16 protein-coding genes and 1 pseudogene are annotated in these 16,223 nt (G+C 70.1%); 14 read left to right on the top strand and 3 right to left on the bottom strand.

Annotation, left to right across the window (positions count from 1 at the left end; genetic code table 11):
* Window positions 1–121: 121 nt before the first annotated feature.
* The 10 genes from RF650_RS08080 to RF650_RS08035 all read left to right on the top strand — a co-directional run bounded on the left by RF650_RS08080 (window position 122) and on the right by RF650_RS08035 (window position 11,610).
* Window positions 122–1,249: a Gfo/Idh/MocA family protein gene (locus RF650_RS08080; RefSeq protein WP_368814607.1), complete on the top strand. Its 1,128-nt coding sequence runs from the start codon at window positions 122–124 to the stop codon at window positions 1,247–1,249.
* 42 nt (window positions 1,250–1,291) lie between these two features.
* Complete coding sequence (locus RF650_RS08075; RefSeq protein ID WP_064847114.1) at window positions 1,292–2,704, top strand: TIGR01777 family oxidoreductase; 1,413 nt, start codon at window positions 1,292–1,294, stop codon at window positions 2,702–2,704.
* Window positions 2,705–2,812: 108 nt separating this feature from the next.
* Window positions 2,813–2,983: a hypothetical protein gene (locus tag RF650_RS08070; protein ID WP_368814606.1), complete on the top strand. Its 171-nt coding sequence runs from the start codon at window positions 2,813–2,815 to the stop codon at window positions 2,981–2,983.
* Window positions 2,977–4,524 (top strand): hemolysin family protein, encoded by a 1,548-nt coding sequence (locus tag RF650_RS08065; RefSeq protein ID WP_368814605.1) that lies wholly within the window; start codon window positions 2,977–2,979, stop codon window positions 4,522–4,524. The genes RF650_RS08070 and RF650_RS08065 overlap by 7 nt, the downstream gene beginning before the upstream one ends.
* Window positions 4,521–5,600, top strand: coding sequence for a hemolysin family protein (locus RF650_RS08060; protein ID WP_131333734.1), 1,080 nt, complete (start codon window positions 4,521–4,523; stop codon window positions 5,598–5,600). The genes RF650_RS08065 and RF650_RS08060 overlap by 4 nt, the downstream gene beginning before the upstream one ends.
* Entirely contained in the window at window positions 5,597–6,163 is a 567-nt protein-coding gene (locus RF650_RS08055) for a DUF3817 domain-containing protein (RefSeq protein ID WP_368814604.1), read from the top strand. Before RF650_RS08060 ends, RF650_RS08055 begins: the two co-directional genes overlap by 4 nt.
* A gap of 75 nt (window positions 6,164–6,238) precedes the next feature.
* Window positions 6,239–7,441 (top strand): sensor histidine kinase, encoded by a 1,203-nt coding sequence (locus RF650_RS08050; protein WP_167318980.1) that lies wholly within the window; start codon window positions 6,239–6,241, stop codon window positions 7,439–7,441.
* Complete coding sequence (locus tag RF650_RS08045; RefSeq protein ID WP_368814603.1) at window positions 7,438–8,328, top strand: response regulator; 891 nt, start codon at window positions 7,438–7,440, stop codon at window positions 8,326–8,328. Before RF650_RS08050 ends, RF650_RS08045 begins: the two co-directional genes overlap by 4 nt.
* 127 nt (window positions 8,329–8,455) lie before the next feature.
* On the top strand, window positions 8,456–9,376 hold the full coding sequence (locus tag RF650_RS08040; RefSeq protein ID WP_368814602.1) for an ABC transporter ATP-binding protein: 921 nt from the start codon (window positions 8,456–8,458) through the stop codon (window positions 9,374–9,376).
* Complete coding sequence (locus RF650_RS08035; RefSeq protein ID WP_368814601.1) at window positions 9,376–11,610, top strand: FtsX-like permease family protein; 2,235 nt, start codon at window positions 9,376–9,378, stop codon at window positions 11,608–11,610. Before RF650_RS08040 ends, RF650_RS08035 begins: the two co-directional genes overlap by 1 nt.
* Before the next feature lie 165 nt (window positions 11,611–11,775).
* Here the strand turns inward: RF650_RS08035 and RF650_RS08030 are convergent, their stop codons facing one another.
* Window positions 11,776–12,321, bottom strand: coding sequence for a TetR/AcrR family transcriptional regulator (locus tag RF650_RS08030; RefSeq protein WP_368814600.1), 546 nt, complete (start codon window positions 12,319–12,321; stop codon window positions 11,776–11,778).
* A 173-nt stretch (window positions 12,322–12,494) separates the two neighbouring features.
* Here RF650_RS08030 and RF650_RS08025 point away from each other — a divergent pair, with 173 nt between their 5' ends.
* Window positions 12,495–14,009, top strand: coding sequence for an MFS transporter (locus RF650_RS08025; RefSeq protein ID WP_368814681.1), 1,515 nt, complete (start codon window positions 12,495–12,497; stop codon window positions 14,007–14,009).
* A 28-nt stretch (window positions 14,010–14,037) separates the two neighbouring features.
* Here the strand turns inward: RF650_RS08025 and RF650_RS08020 are convergent, their stop codons facing one another.
* Both RF650_RS08020 and RF650_RS08015 read right to left on the bottom strand, forming a co-directional pair.
* Window positions 14,038–14,358: a hypothetical protein gene (locus RF650_RS08020; protein ID WP_368814685.1), complete on the bottom strand. Its 321-nt coding sequence runs from the start codon at window positions 14,356–14,358 to the stop codon at window positions 14,038–14,040.
* A 79-nt stretch (window positions 14,359–14,437) separates the two neighbouring features.
* Window positions 14,438–14,629: pseudogene (locus RF650_RS08015) on the bottom strand (GntR family transcriptional regulator); the annotation flags it as partial.
* Window positions 14,630–14,868: 239 nt separating this feature from the next.
* Here RF650_RS08015 and RF650_RS08010 point away from each other — a divergent pair.
* From RF650_RS08010 to RF650_RS08000, 3 genes are all read left to right on the top strand, one after another.
* Window positions 14,869–15,081 (top strand): EamA family transporter, encoded by a 213-nt coding sequence (locus tag RF650_RS08010; RefSeq protein WP_368814599.1) that lies wholly within the window; start codon window positions 14,869–14,871, stop codon window positions 15,079–15,081.
* A gap of 12 nt (window positions 15,082–15,093) precedes the next feature.
* The gene (locus tag RF650_RS08005) at window positions 15,094–15,507 is read left to right on the top strand and encodes an EamA family transporter (protein WP_368814598.1); all 414 of its coding nucleotides are present in this window, start codon (window positions 15,094–15,096) and stop codon (window positions 15,505–15,507) included.
* Between the two features lie 82 nt (window positions 15,508–15,589).
* On the top strand, window positions 15,590–16,114 hold the full coding sequence (locus RF650_RS08000; protein WP_318545477.1) for a DinB family protein: 525 nt from the start codon (window positions 15,590–15,592) through the stop codon (window positions 16,112–16,114).
* Window positions 16,115–16,223 lie beyond the last annotated feature (109 nt).

The following is a 16,223-nucleotide window of genomic DNA, read 5'->3' as shown; positions in this document are numbered from 1 at the left end:
CGGTGGGTGAACGAGCGCTGACAGGGCTCGCGGCCCGTGCCTACAGTGGGCAGTAGCACGTCATAAGCCCCTGACTTGTGGGCGTGGACCGTCATACTCGAGCAGTCCGGAGGTCAGAATCATGGCTGATGCCACTCAGAACAACCACCCCGTCCGCTTCGCCGTCGTGGGCGTGGGACAGATCTCCCAGCAGGCATTCATCCCCGGGCTCTCCCGGATCGAGGACGCGGAGCTCGCGGCCCTGGTGACCTCGAGCCCGGAGAAGGCGGAGGCGCTGGGTCAGGAATTCGGCGTGGCCACCTACTCCTACGAGGAGTACCCGGCGCTGCTGGAGTCCGGTGACATCGACGCCGTGTACGTGGCCACTCCCGTCTTCCGCCACCGCGAGTTCGCGGAACCCGCGCTGAAGGCCGGGATCCACACCCTGCTCGAGAAGCCCATGGCCACCTCCGTGGAGGACTGCCAGGCCATCACCGATGCCGCGAAGCAGAGCGGGGCCACCCTCATGGTCGCCTACCGCCTGCACCAGGAACCCGCGACCGTGGAGATGATCGAGAAGGTCCGTGACCAGCAGGTCATCGGTGACCCGCGGTTCTTCACCGCGACCTTCTCCCAGGACATCACGGAGGAGAACCACCGCGGTCACTCGGGCTTCTGGGGTGGGCCCATCCCCGACATGGGCACCTACCCGCAGAACATGGTCCGCAACCTCTTCCACGATGAACCCGTGGAGGTCTACGCCAAGGGAGTCCGCACCTCGGGCCGCGAGTTCAACTTCGACGACACCGTGGCCGTGACCCTCACCTTCCCGGGTGAACGGGTGGCGCAGTTCACCATCAGCTACGCCTCCGAGTCCGCCGAGCAGTTCACCGTGGCAGGGACCAAGGGCGAGATCAGCGCGCAGCCGTGCTTCGGTTTCGGTCCGGGCGTGGGCATCGAGTACACGCTCACCCAGGAGGGCTCCTCCGAGAGCTTCGCCCACGACCCCGTGGAACAGTTCGGTGGCCAGACCCAGTACTTCGTGGACTGCCTGCGCCGGGGCGAGGCCCCGGAACCGGACGGCGAAGAGGGCATGCTGGACGTGCGAGTGAACGAGGCCGTCCTCGAATCGCTCGAGACCGGCCGCCCCGTCACGCTCGAGCCCTATCAGCGGGAACGGACGGTGACCTCCGAGCAGGTCCGTCGCGTCACCCCCGCGGACGAACCGGAGGACGACGAGCTCGTGGACCAGGTTCCCCAGAACGGCTGATCTCCCGCATCTCGGGCCCCTCGACGAACGGACAGCACTGCCATGACACACCAGTACATCCATGAGACACGGTTGTCCCAACCCCGGGAGCGGGTCTTCGCGTGGCACGAGCGCCCCGGAGCCCTGCCCCGCCTGACCCCGCCGTTCGGTGGGGGCCCCGACCAGGTGCGCCAAGCGCCGTCGGACGGGATCGAACCGGGCTCGGAAGCCAAGCTGGGGATCTCCGTGCCCGGGACGTTCGGCATGGTGCACCTGCCCTGGACAGCCGAACACGGTGAGTGGGATCCGCCGCGGTACTTCACGGATCGCATGGTCAGCGGGCCGTTGGGGGAGTGGGAGCACCGGCACGTCTTCGAGGAGACGGAGAACGGCGGGACCCTGGTCCGGGACCAGGTCACGGTGCGCCCACTGCCGGAGTGGGCGGGCAAGCTCAACGACCTGGGTGAGCGCGTGATGACGCCGCAGCTCGAGCGGATCTTCGCCTACCGGGAACGCCAACTGCGTGCCGACCTGGACTTCCACGACCAGCACGACGGGCCCCGGCTCACCATCGCGGTGGCCGGTTCCTCCGGGCTCGTGGGCACCCAGGTGTGCGCGCTACTCGAAACGGGCGGGCACACGGTGCTCCGCCTCAAGCGCGGCGGCGCCACCGGTGAGGGTGTCATCGGCTGGGACCCGGACGAAGGGGTGCTGAACCCGCACGATCTGGAGGGGGTCGACGTCGTCGTCCACCTGGGCGGCGAAAGTATCGCTACGCGTTTCACGCCCGCGAAGAAGCACGAGATCATGCGCTCGCGCGTGGACAGCACCAACCTGCTCGTGCGAGCGCTGGGCCAGGTGTCGGCCGAGAAGCGCCCGCGCGCGCTGGTGGTCGCCTCCGCGATCGGTTACTACGGCACCGGGCGGGGGGACGAGATCCTCACGGAGGACTCCGCGTCCGGGGACGGTTTCCTCGCGGAGGTGTGCCGGGAGTGGGAACGTGCCGCGCACGGGGCCGCCGTGTACGGCATGCGCGTGGTCAACGTCCGCACCGGTCTGGTGCTCTCACCCACGGGTGGCCTGCTGAAACCGCAACTGCCCCTCATGGAGGCCGGTCTGTCCGGGCCCATGGGCGGCGGGAAGCAGTGGCAGAGCTGGATCGGCCTGGACGACATGGCCGGCGCCGTGGCCCACCTTGCGCTGAGCGACGACGCCGAGGGCCCGTTCAACGTGGCCGCCCCCGAACCCGTGCGGCAAAAGGAGTTCGCCAAGACCGTGGCCGGTGTGTTGCACCGCCCCGCGGTGGTCCCCACACCCCTGGCCGGTCCCAAGGCCGTTCTGGGGGCGCAGGCCACCGAGGAACTCGTGGCGGCGAGCCACCGGGTGGACGTCGGCAAGCTCCTGGCCAGCGGGTACCGGTTCCGCAACGAGGACCTGCGCAGCTGCGCCGAGCACATCCTGGGGCGCACCCGCTGAGGCTGAGCCCGCCGCTCAGGTGTGAACGCGGAACACCGCGGGGGCAGAGCTCCACCGGTCGGGCGGTGTCCCTCTCCTCCCCGGGAGCGGATTCGGTATCCTTTTCCCGTGACATCTCAACACAACCGGCCCGCAGCGTACTTCGGTGCGCTCCCCTCGGCCGATGACAAGGAGTCGGACAGTCCCGGGCAGCGCCGCTGCTCCCCTGACATCCGCTCGTTCGGTTCCCCGTTCCCTTCCCGCGCCGCTGCGGTGTGCATTGAGGTGAGCTGGTGCTGACTGCCTGGCTGCTCCTCCTCGTCTTCCTCCTGCTGGTCCTCGCCAACGCCCTGTTCGTGGCGGTCGAGTTCTCGTTCCTCACCGTGGACCGCCAAGCGGTCCAACGCGCGGAGGCCGAAGGCGACAAGCGCGCCAAGACCATCGAGCAGAGCCTCAAGAAGACCTCCACCAACCTTTCCGGTGCCCAATTGGGCATCACCGTCACGAGCCTCCTGGCAGGCTTCCTCACCGGTCCCAGTCTGGGCACCCTGTTCAGCGAGGGTCTCGGGTGGACCGGCGTGCCCGACGCCGCTGCGGTGGGTATCGCGACCACCGCCGCGTTCATCGTCGCGACCTTCACGCAGATGGTGTTCGGTGAACTCGTCCCCAAGAACTGGGCCATCGCGGACCCCCTGCGGGTCACCCACGTGGTCGTGCTGCCGCAGAAGATCTTCATGGTGGTCTTCGGCTGGCTCGTGACCATGCTCAACAGCTCCGCGAACGCGGTGCTGCGCATGCTCGGTTTCACGCCCACGGAGGAAGTGGCCAACGCGCGCACCGCGGAGGAACTCGCGTCCGTGGTGAGCCGCTCCGGGCGTGAGGGCACGCTGGACGCGGGCACCGCGGAACTCGTGGCCCGGTCCATCGAGTTCGGTGACCGCACGGCCGCGGACGTGATGCGTCCCCGCCCCCGGGTCACCTTCCTGGACGCGGACGACACCGTGGAGCACATGCTGCTCACCGCGTCCGAGTCCGGTCACTCCCGGTTCCCCGTCACAGGGGAATCGGTGGACGACATCGTGGGCGTGGTGCACTACACCCACGCGCTCGCGGTTCCGTTCGAGGAACGCGCGGTGCTACGCGTCGCGGACGTGTGCGTCCCCGCGGACGTGGTCTCCGAATCCATGACCCTGGATCCGCTCATGCGTCAACTGCGCAACAAGGGTCTGCAACTGGCCGTGGTCGTGGACGAGTACGGCGGCACCGCGGGCATCGTGACCCTGGAAGATCTCATCGAGGAGATCGTGGGGGAGATCGACGACGAGCAGGACACCCGGGTGCAGCGCTTCCGCCGCGCCCGCGACGGTGGCTTGGTGGTCTCCGGACTGCTGCGCCCGGACGAATTGGGCGACGTGCTGCGCGTGGACATGCCCGAGGGCGAGGAGTCCGACACCCTGGGCGGTCTCATCGCCGAGGAACTGGACCGGCTGCCCAGCGTGGGCGACAAGCTCACCCTGGAAGCGATCGACCACATCCACCGCGACGACGACGACCTGCCCACCAAAGCGCAGATCCACCTGGCCGTGGTGCGCATGGACCAGCACCGCGTGGACCGCATCATGGTGCACCGCGAGGGCGGCAATCCGGACGAACGGGGCGGTTCGACGTCGTCCACGTCCTGGCGCCCACCCGGGCGACCGGACCCGCTGGGCGGTGAGAACCGCGACCCCGAGACCGCGGAGGAATTCCGGGTCTCGCACGGCGACCGTGTGGGCGCCGCCGGTTTCCACCGGGACGAGGACGTGTCCGTGGAGGACCCGCGTGAGGAGCAGCAGCGATGACCACGAGTACCGCCATCATCGTCCTGGTCCTGCTTCTGGCGGGCAACGCCTTCTTCGTGGCCAGCGAGTTCGCGATGGTATCGGCCCGCCGCGACCAGCTCGAACCCCGCGCCTCGGACGGATCCAAGTCCGCGAAGTACGCCCTCAAGGGCATTGAGAACGTGTCCGTGTCCCTGGCCGCCACCCAGCTGGGGATCACCGCGTGCTCCCTGCTGATCGGTGCCGTGGGTGAACCCGCGATCGCACACCTTATTGAGGTGCCCTTCGAGGCCGCGGGCGTGCCGTCCGCTCTGCTGCACCCGATCGCCCTGGCGATCGCGCTGCTGATCGTGACCTTCCTGCACATGGTCCTGGGCGAGATGGTGCCCAAGAACATCGCCATCGCGGTCCCCAGCCGCGTGGCCCAGGTGCTCGGCCCCGTGCTGCACGGCTTCGTGGTGGTCTTCCGCCCCACCATCTGGGTCATGAACGAGACGGCCAACCACCTGGTGCGCTGGCTGTTCAAGGTGGAGCCCAAGGACGAGGTCGCCTCGGCCTTTACGTCCGATGACGTCCGCGGTTTCGTGGCCGAGTCCGGCCGTGAGGGCCTGCTCGACACCGACGAGATCCGATTGCTCACGGGCGCGCTGAACTTCGAGAACAAGACGGCCGGCGACGTCGCCCTGCCCCTCGCGGGCATGCGCACCGTCCCGTCCGACATCACCGTGGCCGGGGTCGAGCAGTTGTGTGCGGAGACGGGCTTCTCGCGCTTCCCCGTGCGGGACGTGAACGAGCGGCTCATGGGCTACGTCCACACGAAGGACGTGCTGGGGTTGCCGGAGACCGCTCGGGAGCAACCGATCCCCGCGGCCATCATCCGCCGCTTCGCGCGCGTGGCCCCGGAGGACAAGCTGCGCAAGGTCACCCGCACCATGCAGGCCAACGGCGCGCACTTCGCGCTGCTGGGCCAGGTGGCCCGGGACTCGCGCACCACGGACGAGTCCGTGTACATCGTGGCGCTCGAGGACGTGCTGGAGGAGCTTGTGGGCGAGGTCCGCGACGCCACATCCAAGGCCGATCAGGACTCTGCCGCATGAGCCCGCGGAAGCTGTACCGGATCGCTGCGACCGCCGAGGCCGTCACGTGGGCGCTGCTGATCCTGGGCATGATCGCCAAGTACGGATTCGGTGCCGGTGACCTCCCCGTCCGCCTGGCCGGGGGGATCCACGGGTTCGTGTTCCTGAGCTACTGCGTCTCCACCGTGGTGGTCTGGACGGACCGGCGCTGGCCGGCCGCCACGGGCGTGCTGGGCCTCGTGCTCTCCGTGGTTCCGTTCGCCACGGTGCCGTTCGAACGGCACGTGGAGCGCAAGGGCCTGCTCGCGGACGAGTGGCGCGTGGCCCCCGCGGGTCACGCGCGCACCGGGGCCAGCACCACGTCGGACGGGCGGGTTGCGGGGGACGACGACGCCCGCGCCACCTCCACCACCCCCGGCGGGGTCCCGAGCGGGCTGCCTGAGCCCGCCCGCACTCCCGCGGAGCGGCTGCTCGCGGTCATCCTGCGGTGGCCCGTGCTCTCCGCCCTGGCCCTGCTGGTGTTCGTGGTGGCGCTGTTCTCGGTGCTGCTCACCGCGGGCCCGCCCACCGAGTGGTTCTCCTGAGGGGAGCCCCACGGTGGCCCGCTCATCCCCTCGCATGATGCACACCGCAGGCCCCGCGGATAGTGTGCTGCGGTAATGGCTGCACACATCCGGTTGGCCCGCTGGGCGGAGGACCACCCCCACACGAGCAACGCCGTGCTCATGACCATGGGGCTCATGCTCACGGTGTTCTTGTTCCTGATCGCGCTGAACGACCCCTTCTCGTGGTGGTCCACGCTGGCGTGCGCCGTGCCGCTGTACTTCCGCCGCGCCGCGCCCGTGGCCACGGCATATGCGCTGGGTGCGCTGGCCGTCGTGTCCCTGCTCGCGTTCAACGTGGCGACGATCGCGCTGTGCATCTGGGCCGTCCCGTGCGTGATGTACACCGTGGCCATGCGCTCCCCCACGGGAGCGCGCCGCAGCGTGCTCGTCGCGGCCCTCGTGGGCAGCGCGGTCTTCGGGTTCACCAGCCGGGACTGGTTCCTGGGCGTGCTGGGGGAGTACACGACCCCCCAGTGGATCGCGGCGGGCACCATGTTCGCGCTCATCGCCGCGGCGTTCGTCATGGTCTCGTTCCTGATGGGAGACCTGGCGCGCGAGCGGCGTCGTCGTCGGGAACAGCTCGAGGACCGGGCGCGACGGCTGCAGATCGAACGCGAGCAGGAGGTCCGCCTGGCCGCGCAGGACGAGCGGGCGCGGATCGCGCGCGAGATGCACGACGTCGTGGCGCACTCGCTGTCCGTGGTGATCGCGCAGGCGGACGGCGCGCGCTACGCGGCGGCGTCGGACCCGAAGGTCGCCACGAAGACCCTGGGCACCATCGCGGACACCGCCCGCGGGTCCCTGACGGAGATGCGCAAACTGCTGGGCGTGCTGCGCACCGAGGACGGGACGGGCACCGCGCCGATCCCGCAACTCGGACAGATCGGTCACCTCGTGGAATCGGTGCGCGGGGCGGGGCTGCCCGTGGAGTACCACGTGAGCGGGGAGGCCCGGTTGAGCACGGGGGCCGAACTGACGCTCTACCGCGTGGTGCAGGAGGCCCTGACCAACGTACTCAAACACGCGTGGCAGGCCTCGTCCGTGCGGATCGTGATCGAGCACCGGCCCGAGTTCTCGTGGGTCGAGATCACCAACAACGGCGTGAAGGGCGCGTGCCGGGCGCCCGGTGCGGGGCAGGGCCTGCAGGGGTTGCGCGAACGCGTGAGCCTCTACGGCGGTCGCCTCACGGCCGGCCCGCACCCCGACCGGCAGGACGTGTTCATGGTCCGAGCGACCCTTCCCACGGAGGAACGATGACAGCAACCGCTTCCGACGCCGTCCGTGTCCTGATCGCGGACGACCAACCCCTCGTGCGCGGCGGGTTCCGCATGCTCGTGGACTCCCAGCCGGACCTCGCGGTCGTGGGGGAAGCGGACGACGGCGCCGCGGCCGTCGACTTCGTGCGCACCCACGCGGGTTCGGCCCTGGCCCCGGACGTGGTCCTCATGGACGTGCGGATGCCCGGCACGAACGGGATCGATGCGACCCGGTCCGTCCTGCACCTGGACCCGCGAGTGCGGGTCATCGTGCTGACCACGTTCGACCTCGATGAATACGCCCTTGAGGGCATCCACGCCGGGGCCAGTGGCTTCCTGCTCAAGGACGCCCGACCCGAGGAGCTCCTGGAGGCGATCCGCACGGTTGCGCGCGGGGACGCCGTGATCGCGCCGTCCACCACGCGCAGGTTGCTGTCGCATCTCGTGGCCGGTGCCGCGGGAGCCGATGCGGTGCGTGACGACCCCGCCGTGACGGGTGTCGCCCGGGCCGGTGTCGCCCAAGCCGGTGCCCCTCGGGCGGATGCCTCCCGGGTCGACGCCCTCCGGAGCGATGTCCCCCGGATCGACCCCGCTCGGAACGCGGCGGTCGGTGCGGCCGGTGCGGCCGGGCCCGTTCCGGAGGTGCCCCACACCTGCCCCCGGGACCCGTGGCGGGACCCCCGGTTGCGCACCCTCACCGCGCGCGAGAGGGAGGTGTTCGAGCTGATCGGCAACGGCCTGTCCAACGGGGAGATCATGGCGGAGCTGTTCCTGTCCGAACCCACCGTCAAGACGCACGTGTCCCACATCCTGGCCAAGCTCGGCGCGCGGGACCGGGTGCAGGCGGTCGTCATCGCGTACGAGACGGGCGTGGTCCTGCCCGGTTGAGCCTCACACCGTGGGATGACCCGCGGGTCCCGGCGGATCGGGGTCACACCCGGGTCTGAGACGGGGCGGCACCGGGTTCCTACCCCGGCCCGATGTGTCCGGAACCGGATCCGAGCACAGTGGGAGCATGACCTCTTCACACTCGTCCCTCGAACGTTTCAACGCCCCGCCGTGGGTGGAACCGCCCCGGCGGGCCGCGCCCGGTCTCATGGCCATGAGCTCCTCCATGGGCATCCCCTCGTCCGGTGCGCAGCACGCGGGCGGCGTTTCCTCGTCCGACGCCCCGTGGGGTGGCGTGGCCACGGTCGGTGGTGTGCGCGGCGAGTCCTCCGTGGGGGTCCGCACCGCGCCGTTGGCCGTGAACGCGGCTCATGTGTCCCGCACGTACGGTTCCGGTGGTGCGCGGGTGTCCGCGCTGCGGGACGTGAGCCTGCAGATCCCGGTGGGCACGTTCGTCGCGGTCATGGGCCCGTCCGGATCCGGCAAGTCCACGCTCGTGCACTGCCTGGCCGGGCTGGACGTCCCCGACAGCAACCCCGAGACCTCGATCGTGGTGGGCGGCCAGGACATCACGGGGCTGTCCGACGACCAGTTGACCCGCTTCCGGCGCGACCACGTGGGATTCGTGTTCCAGGCGTTCAACCTGGTCCCGACCCTCACCGCGCGGCAGAACATCGAACTGCCGCTGTCCCTCGCCGGCAAGGATGCGGACCCCGAGATGCTGCGGGCACTGTGCGAGACCCTCGGGATCACCGATCGTCTCGGGCACCGCCCGGACGAGATGTCCGGCGGTCAGCAACAGCGCGTGGCGATCGCGCGGGCGTTGCTGTCCCAGCCGGACGTCGTGATCGCGGACGAACCCACCGGGGCCCTGGACTCCGCCACGTCCGCCGAGGTGCTCGCCCTGCTGCGTCGCTGCGTGGACCAACTGCACCAGACCGTCGTCGTCGTCACCCACGACGCCACCGTGGCCGAGGCCGCGGACCGCGTGGTGCGTGTGCGGGACGGCCGGATCGTGGCCGACGACGCCCCGGCGGGTGAGCACTGATGCTGCGGGTGGTGACCTCACGACTGCGGCTGCAGTGGACTCGTTACGCGCTCGTGGTCGTGTGCGTGGCGGTGTCCGCGGCGTTCGTGACCGCGGCCCTCGGGCTCGCGAGCACGCTCTCGGCGAGCATGGCCGCGACCGCGGCGGCACCGTTCCGCAACGCGGACGCCGTCGTGCTCAGCCCCAACGAGGAACAGGCGCGGGCCGAGGCGTCCCCGCAGCAGTTACGAGAGATCGAGAACCTGCCCGGGGTGGAGCACGCGTGGGCCCCGCACATTAAGGCCACGGTGCCCGCGGGCACCAAGGCCGGACCGGACGGCGCCGGGACCACGTGGCTCGGGGACCTGCCCGGGGACACGTCCCTCGCGCCGGTGGCCCCGGAGCAGGGCGCGTTCCCGACGTCGCCCACCCAGGTCCTCGTCTCGGGTGCCACCGCCGAGAAACTCGGCGTGGGGGTCGGGGACACGCTGCGCCTGGCGCAGCCGGACAACCCCTCGGGCGGATCGGCGCAGTACACCGTCAGCGGGATCACCGCGCGGGACACGCCCCCCGGGCTGCCCCACGTGTACGCGACGGCGCAGGGCCTCGAGCGCGTGGGCGGGACCTCCATCCCGTCCACGTTCCAGGGCTCGGCCGTGCTGCTGCGGATGAACGGGACGCCCGATCAGGGCCGCCTGGACTCGCTGGCGCCCGAGGTGAACCGGATCCTCAAGACGGGCGCCGGCGGGACACCCGCTCTGACGGTGCAGACCCCGGAGGACGTGGCCACCCAGAACGTCAAGAACATCGCGCAGGGGACCAACGTGCTCGCGGTGTTCCTGGGGCTGTTCGCGGGACTCTCCGTCCTGGTCGCGCTGCTCGTGGTGACCAACACCCTGTCCGTGCTGACCACGCAACGGGCCCGCGAGCTCGCGCTGTTGCGCTGCGTGGGGGCCACCGGGACGCAATTGCGCCGCGCGGTCATGCTCGAGGGCCTGGTGATCGGCATCGTCGCCTCCGCTTTGGGGGTCGCGGGCGTGGTGGGCCTCGTGGTGTTGCTACAGGCCGTGGTGTCCCTGGGCTCGGTCTCGCCGACGCTGGCCCCGCGGGACGTGATCGCGGGACTGGTCACCGGCGTGCTCCTGACCCTCGTGGCCTCCCTGGGCCCGGCGCGCCGCGCTCGCGGCGCGGCGGCACTCGACGGTCTGCGCGGCTCCCGCTCCGCCGACGGCATTCCGATGCTGCGCGTGATCTCCGGCGCCGTGATCCTCGTGGTCGGTGCTGGGACCCTCGTGTTCGGTGCGCTGACCCACAACCCGGGACTGGGTATCGCGGGCGGACTCGCGTCCTTCCTGGGCGTGGTCATGACGTCGCGGGCGTACGTCCCGGCGCTCGTGCGCGGTGCGGGCAGCGTGCTGCCCGGTGGGATCGCCTCACGGCTGGCCGCGACCAACGCGGCCCGGTACCCGGGGCGCACGAGCACGACCGCCACGGCCCTGCTGATCGGGGTGCTGCTCGTGGCCACGGTGCTCACGGGCCAGCACGTGGCCCGGGTCAACCTGTTGGACCAGCTGGACCGGGAGCGTCCTGTGGACATCGCCGTTCCCATGACGGCCGGACCCCTCAGCGAGCAGCAACTCACCGAGCTGCGGGCCCTCCCGGACGTCCTGGGTGTCCAGACGTCCGGGGACCTGCCGTACGGGGTGAGCGCGACGGTCGACGCCGCTCAGCGCCTCGACGTGCAGGAAGCCACCAAGTTGGAGGAGTCCGTCGCGAAGATCCTGCACGTGGGCACGGATCAGCTGGGTGGTGCTTTGCTCGAGAAGGCCGGCTACGTGAACCTCCTGGACATCCTGCTCGCGGTGGTGCTGGCCCTGCTCGCGGTGGCCGTGGTGGTCTCCGTCCTGGGGATCGCGTCCACCACGTCCCTGTCGGTGTTGGAACGCTCCCGGGAGAACTCCCTGCTGCGGGCGCTGGGGTTGTCCAAGCGGCAACTCGGGGCGCTCATCCGGCGGGAAGCCCTGGTGATCTCACTCGTGGCCACCGTGGTGGGGCTGGTGGTGGGCTGGCTCTTCGGGATGCTGGGGGTGATGTCCCTGGTCGTGGAGGGGATGACCGTCCGGCCCGTGGTGCCGTGGGGTGGTTTCCTGCTCATCCTGGCCGGTGCCGTGGTGGTGGCGGTGATCGCCTCCGCGCTGCCGGTGCGCCGGGCCACGAAGCTCAACCCGGTGGAAGGGTTGGCGCGGGTGGACTGACGTGATCGCTCCGGCACGGCGGCGCCCTGAACGGCCCCGCCACGAAGCCCCGGCCGAGTACTGCGAGGTGCTCGGCCGGGGCTTCGTCACGTGCGAGCCACCTGTGGGGCGCTCGCCGGGGCGCGACACGTTTTGGCCATCTTGACCGCACCCCCTGGGGTCGGCTCAGGCGTTCCGCGTCAACCGGTCCGCGGTGTCCAGCAGGTGCTGCAGGATCTGCTGCTTCTCCTCCGGGTCCTCCGGCAGCAGACCCATGGACGCCCGTTGGTAGAGCCCGTCCCCCATGCACTGCACGGCCGTGGCGATCATCGGGTCCCCCACGTCCTCGAGGACCACGCGGTACCACTCCCGGGTCACGCGCTCGCACGTCTCGCGGGCGCCGGGCTCGCCGGACTGCACCATGCGGAAGGCCACCATGAGGCTGCGGTCCAGGGGGCTGTCCTCGTAGAGGGACGTGGCCAGGAACTCCCGTGCGGCACCCCGGGGGGATTGCGTGAGGCGGGTCAGGTCCTCGCGGGCCATCTCCTCGCACCGGGCCAGGGCGGCGTCCACGAGCGCTTGCCGGTGGGGGAAGTGGTAGAGCAACCCGCCCTTGGACACCCCCGCCCGGGCGGCGACGGCGTCCAGGGTTGCGGCGCGTTCGCCCTCCGACAGCACGAGGTGTTCGAACGCGGTGAGTAGTTTCTCGCGGGCCACGGGTTTGCGGGGCATGGGTGTAATGAACCTCACGGGGTGGGAATTATTGCCAGTCTAACCATGTTAACTGTACCGTCTAGACGGTACAGACTTGGCGAGAGGCTCCTGTGAAGGAGCTCGGTACAACCGTGTACGGCTCGCACACCCGAATCCGCAGCTCTTCTCCCAGGAGGTTCCACGTGTCCGTGATGGTCGATCAACACCGCAAGGCCGATGCCCGTGGCTGGGCCGCCCTGGGCGCCCTCATGTTCCCGGTGCTCCTGGTCTCCGTGAACAACACCGCCCTGAGCTTCGCCCTGCCCGCGATCTCCGCAGGGCTGCGTCCCACCGCAGCGCAGCTGCTGTGGATCGTGGACATCTACCCCCTGGTCCTGGCTGCCCTGCTGATCCCCATGGGGAGCCTGGGGGACCGGATCGGGCGGCGGAAGATGCTCATCATCGGTTCCTCGGGCTTCGGCCTGGTCTCCTTGGGCGCGGCCTTCGCCCCGAGCGCCGAATGGCTGTTGGCCGCCCGCGTGGGGATCGCCGTGTTCGGTTCCATGCTCTTGCCCACCACGCTGTCCCTGTTGCGCACCGTGTTCCAGGACGATCGCCAGCGCAGCCTTGCCATCGCGATCTGGACGGCCGGGTTCAGCGCCGGCGCCGCCCTGGGTCCCATCGCCGGGGGCTTCCTGCTCAACCACTTCTGGTGGGGCTCGGTATTCTTGCTGGCTGTCCCGGTGCTGATCGCGTTCCTGATCGCGGCCCCGTTGCTGCTGCCCGAGTCCCGTGACCCCCACCCGGGACCGGTGGACCCCGCGTCCATCGTGCTCGCGATCCTGACCATGGCCCCGATCGTGTACGGCATCAAGACCATGGCCACGGGTGGCTCCGTTCTGCACGGTGTGCTGTTCATCGCGGTGGGTGCGCTGTCCGGGTTGTTGTTCGCGCGCCGCCAGGTGGTCAAGGACTACCCCATGCTGGACCTGCGCTTCTTCCGCAGCCCCCGGTTCTCGGGCGGGTTGTCCGTGAACGTGGTGTCCAACGTGGCGATGTTCGGGTTCCTGTTCTTCCTCACCCAGCACCTGCAGCTGGTCAGTGGCATGGACCCCATGACCTCCGGTCTGTTCATGGTCCCCGGGCTGCTGCTGGCGATCGTCGCCGGGCTCACCGCCGCGAAGCTGGCCTACACGATCGGATTGCGCAACGCCGTGGTGCTGGGTCTGTTGCTCGTTGCCCTGGGCTTCCTCCTGGTGTTCTTCACCGATCAACAGGCCTCGGCGCTGCCGGTCCTGGGCGGGTTCACCGTGATGAGCGCGGGTGTGGGTATCGCGACCACACTGTCCACCGACCTCGTGGTCTCGTCCGTGCCGGAACGCAAGGCCGGAGCGGCGTCGGCCGTGTCCGAAACCGGGTACGAGGTGGGCGCCGTGCTCGGCACCGCCGTGCTGGGTGGTGTGACCACCGCGTTCTACCAGGCCCACTTGGACCTGCCCGCGGCCCTGGATCCCGCGAGCGCGCAGGCCGCGCACGAGACGCTGGGTGGCGCCCTGGACGTGGCCGCTCAGTCGCCGTTGCAGGCTTCGATCGTCGACGCCGCCACGGCCGCCTTCTCCTCCGGCATGCAGTGGAGCTCGCTCGTGGGCGGTCTCATGGTGCTGGCCGTGGCCGTGGTCCTGGTGCGCGTGCTCCGCGCGGACCGTCGCATGCCCCGCACCCACTGACCGGACCGCGGTGCTGTAGCGGTCCTCCTCACACGAGTCCTTCGAGTCGATGGATGCCCGTGACCAGGTCCGCTGTCGTGGGCGCTGCTGCGTAGCTCAGGCGAACGCGCGGGACGTCGGGCTGGTCGGCGTGGAAGTAGGTGCCGGGGGCCAGCGCGGTGCCGCGCGCGAGGGGTGCCGAGAGGAACTCGCTCTCGTCGGTGCCCCGGGGAAGGCGCAGCCACAGGTGATAACCCCCGCGGGGGGTGATCGGGGAGGACGTCTGCTCCCAGGGTCTCGACGACCGTGCGGACTGCCAGCCGCCTGCGCTGCGTGAGCGCCGTCTGCAATCGTGCCAGGGACCGGCCACTGCCCGCATCGCGGTGGACAGGGCGGCTTGTCCGCCGACCCGCGACCAACACGTCCTCCCGCCCCAGCCCCGCCCCGGGGCGGGAGACCACCAGGCCGCGCTGTGCGAGTAGCGCGCGTGCCCGGGACACGGGGGAGGCGCTCGCGCCGAAGCGGGTCACGAGAGCCCGGTGGGACGGTAGCCGCGTTCCCGTGGCACGTGATGTGATGTCCCGCGTCAGTTCCCGGGCGATGTCCTCGGAACTGCTACTTCGATCATGAAAGCTTGTCATAGCGCTACTGTTCCCACAGCAGTATCAATTCGGGGCCCGGGACGGGTCGACGGCGTATGGGGCAGTGGCCCCCTCCTCGCGTCCCTGGGCGTCGTTGCCTTCTCCCTGAGCTTCCCGGGCACGGTCTTCGCCCTGGGCCGGTTCGAACCCTGGACGGCCACCGGACTAGGAGGCACCATCGCAGCGGCACTGGTCGGGACCGCCCTCCTGTGGGCCCGCACGCCCGTGCCCGCCCGCCCGTGCCCGCCCGTCACGAATGGGCGGGGATCACCGTGGTGGCACTCGGCTGCGCCCTGCGCTTCCCCTTGCTGACCATTCTGGCGCTGCAGACCACGTCCGCTTCGCACTCCGCGGTGGTCATCGGTGCCCTACCCATGGCTACCGCCGTCATCTCCACGCTGCGCACCGGGAATCGGCCCTCGTGGGCGTTCTGGTGTGCGGCCGCCACGTGAGGGGCGGGGGTCGTGGGATTCGCCCTGTTGCAGAGCAATGGGGCACCCGGCATCGGGGATCTCTATCGCGTGGCTGCCCTCGTGGTGTGTGCCGCGGGCTACGCGGAGGGCGGGAGATTGTCCTCCCGCATCCCCGGCTGGCAGCTGATCGCATGGGGTGTGCTTCTGGTCGCTCCCGCGAACCTGGTCGTGACGATCGTTGCTGTGCCCATGGAACCCGTCCACCTCTCCGCGCGCGGTGTCGCGGGGGTGCTGTACATCGCGGCGGCTTCCCAGTTCCTGGGATTCGTGGTCTGGTATCGCGGCATGGCGCTGATGGGCATCGCCAGGGCGAGTCAACTGCAGCTGATGCAACCGCTCCTGACCCTTGTCTGGACCGTCCTGTTGCTCGGCGAACCCCTCCCGGATCCGACGGGGCACCCGTAGAGTGACAGGGAGCGGCGTCGTCGGACCGGACCGGACCGGGCGGGCGACGTGGATCGTCGGCACAAGGAAGTGAGGCGCGGGCATGAGCGCACTGGAACTGATCACGGACGCCGCGCAGCGGCCCCTGGAGGCGGCGCGGGCCGCCGTGGAGGGGGCCTCCGCGGACACCCTCAACGAGATGCCCCGCGGTGAACTGAACTCCATGTCCTGGATCGTGTGGCATGCGGCGCGGCAGCAGGACGCCCAGGTCGCGGAGCTGCGCGGAGCGGAGCAGGTGTGGCGTTCCGGCGGGTGGTGCGAGAGGTTCGGGCTGGACCGCCCGTGTGAGGACTTCGGATTCGGGGACGATCCGCAGGCCGTGGCGAGCGTGCGCGTGGACGATCCCGAGTTGCTGCTGGGCTACCTCGAAGCCGTCACGAATACCACGGCCGAGTACGTCCGTTCACTCTCGGAGGCAGAGCTGGACGAGGTCATCGACGATTCCTGGGATCCGCCCGTCACACGGGGTGTGCGGATCGTGTCCGCGATCGACGACGCCGCCCAGCACGTGGGGCAGGCCGCCTACGTCCGCGGGCTGGTCGAGCACGGCTGGTCCGGGAAGTACTGAACACGCGGGGATCTTAGTCTTCATGCAACTACATGGACACCACCGGTTCACCTACACTGGCTGTACTGACTATCGGGCCGCGGGCTAACGGTGCCGAAGTCCATCCCGG

This window comes from Kocuria sp. CPCC 205297 (assembly GCF_040981035.1).
GTDB classification, from domain to species: domain Bacteria; phylum Actinomycetota; class Actinomycetes; order Actinomycetales; family Micrococcaceae; genus Kocuria; species Kocuria marina.
The sequence above is the reverse complement of the archived record's forward strand: the minus strand, read 5'-3'. Positions and strand labels throughout refer to the sequence as shown.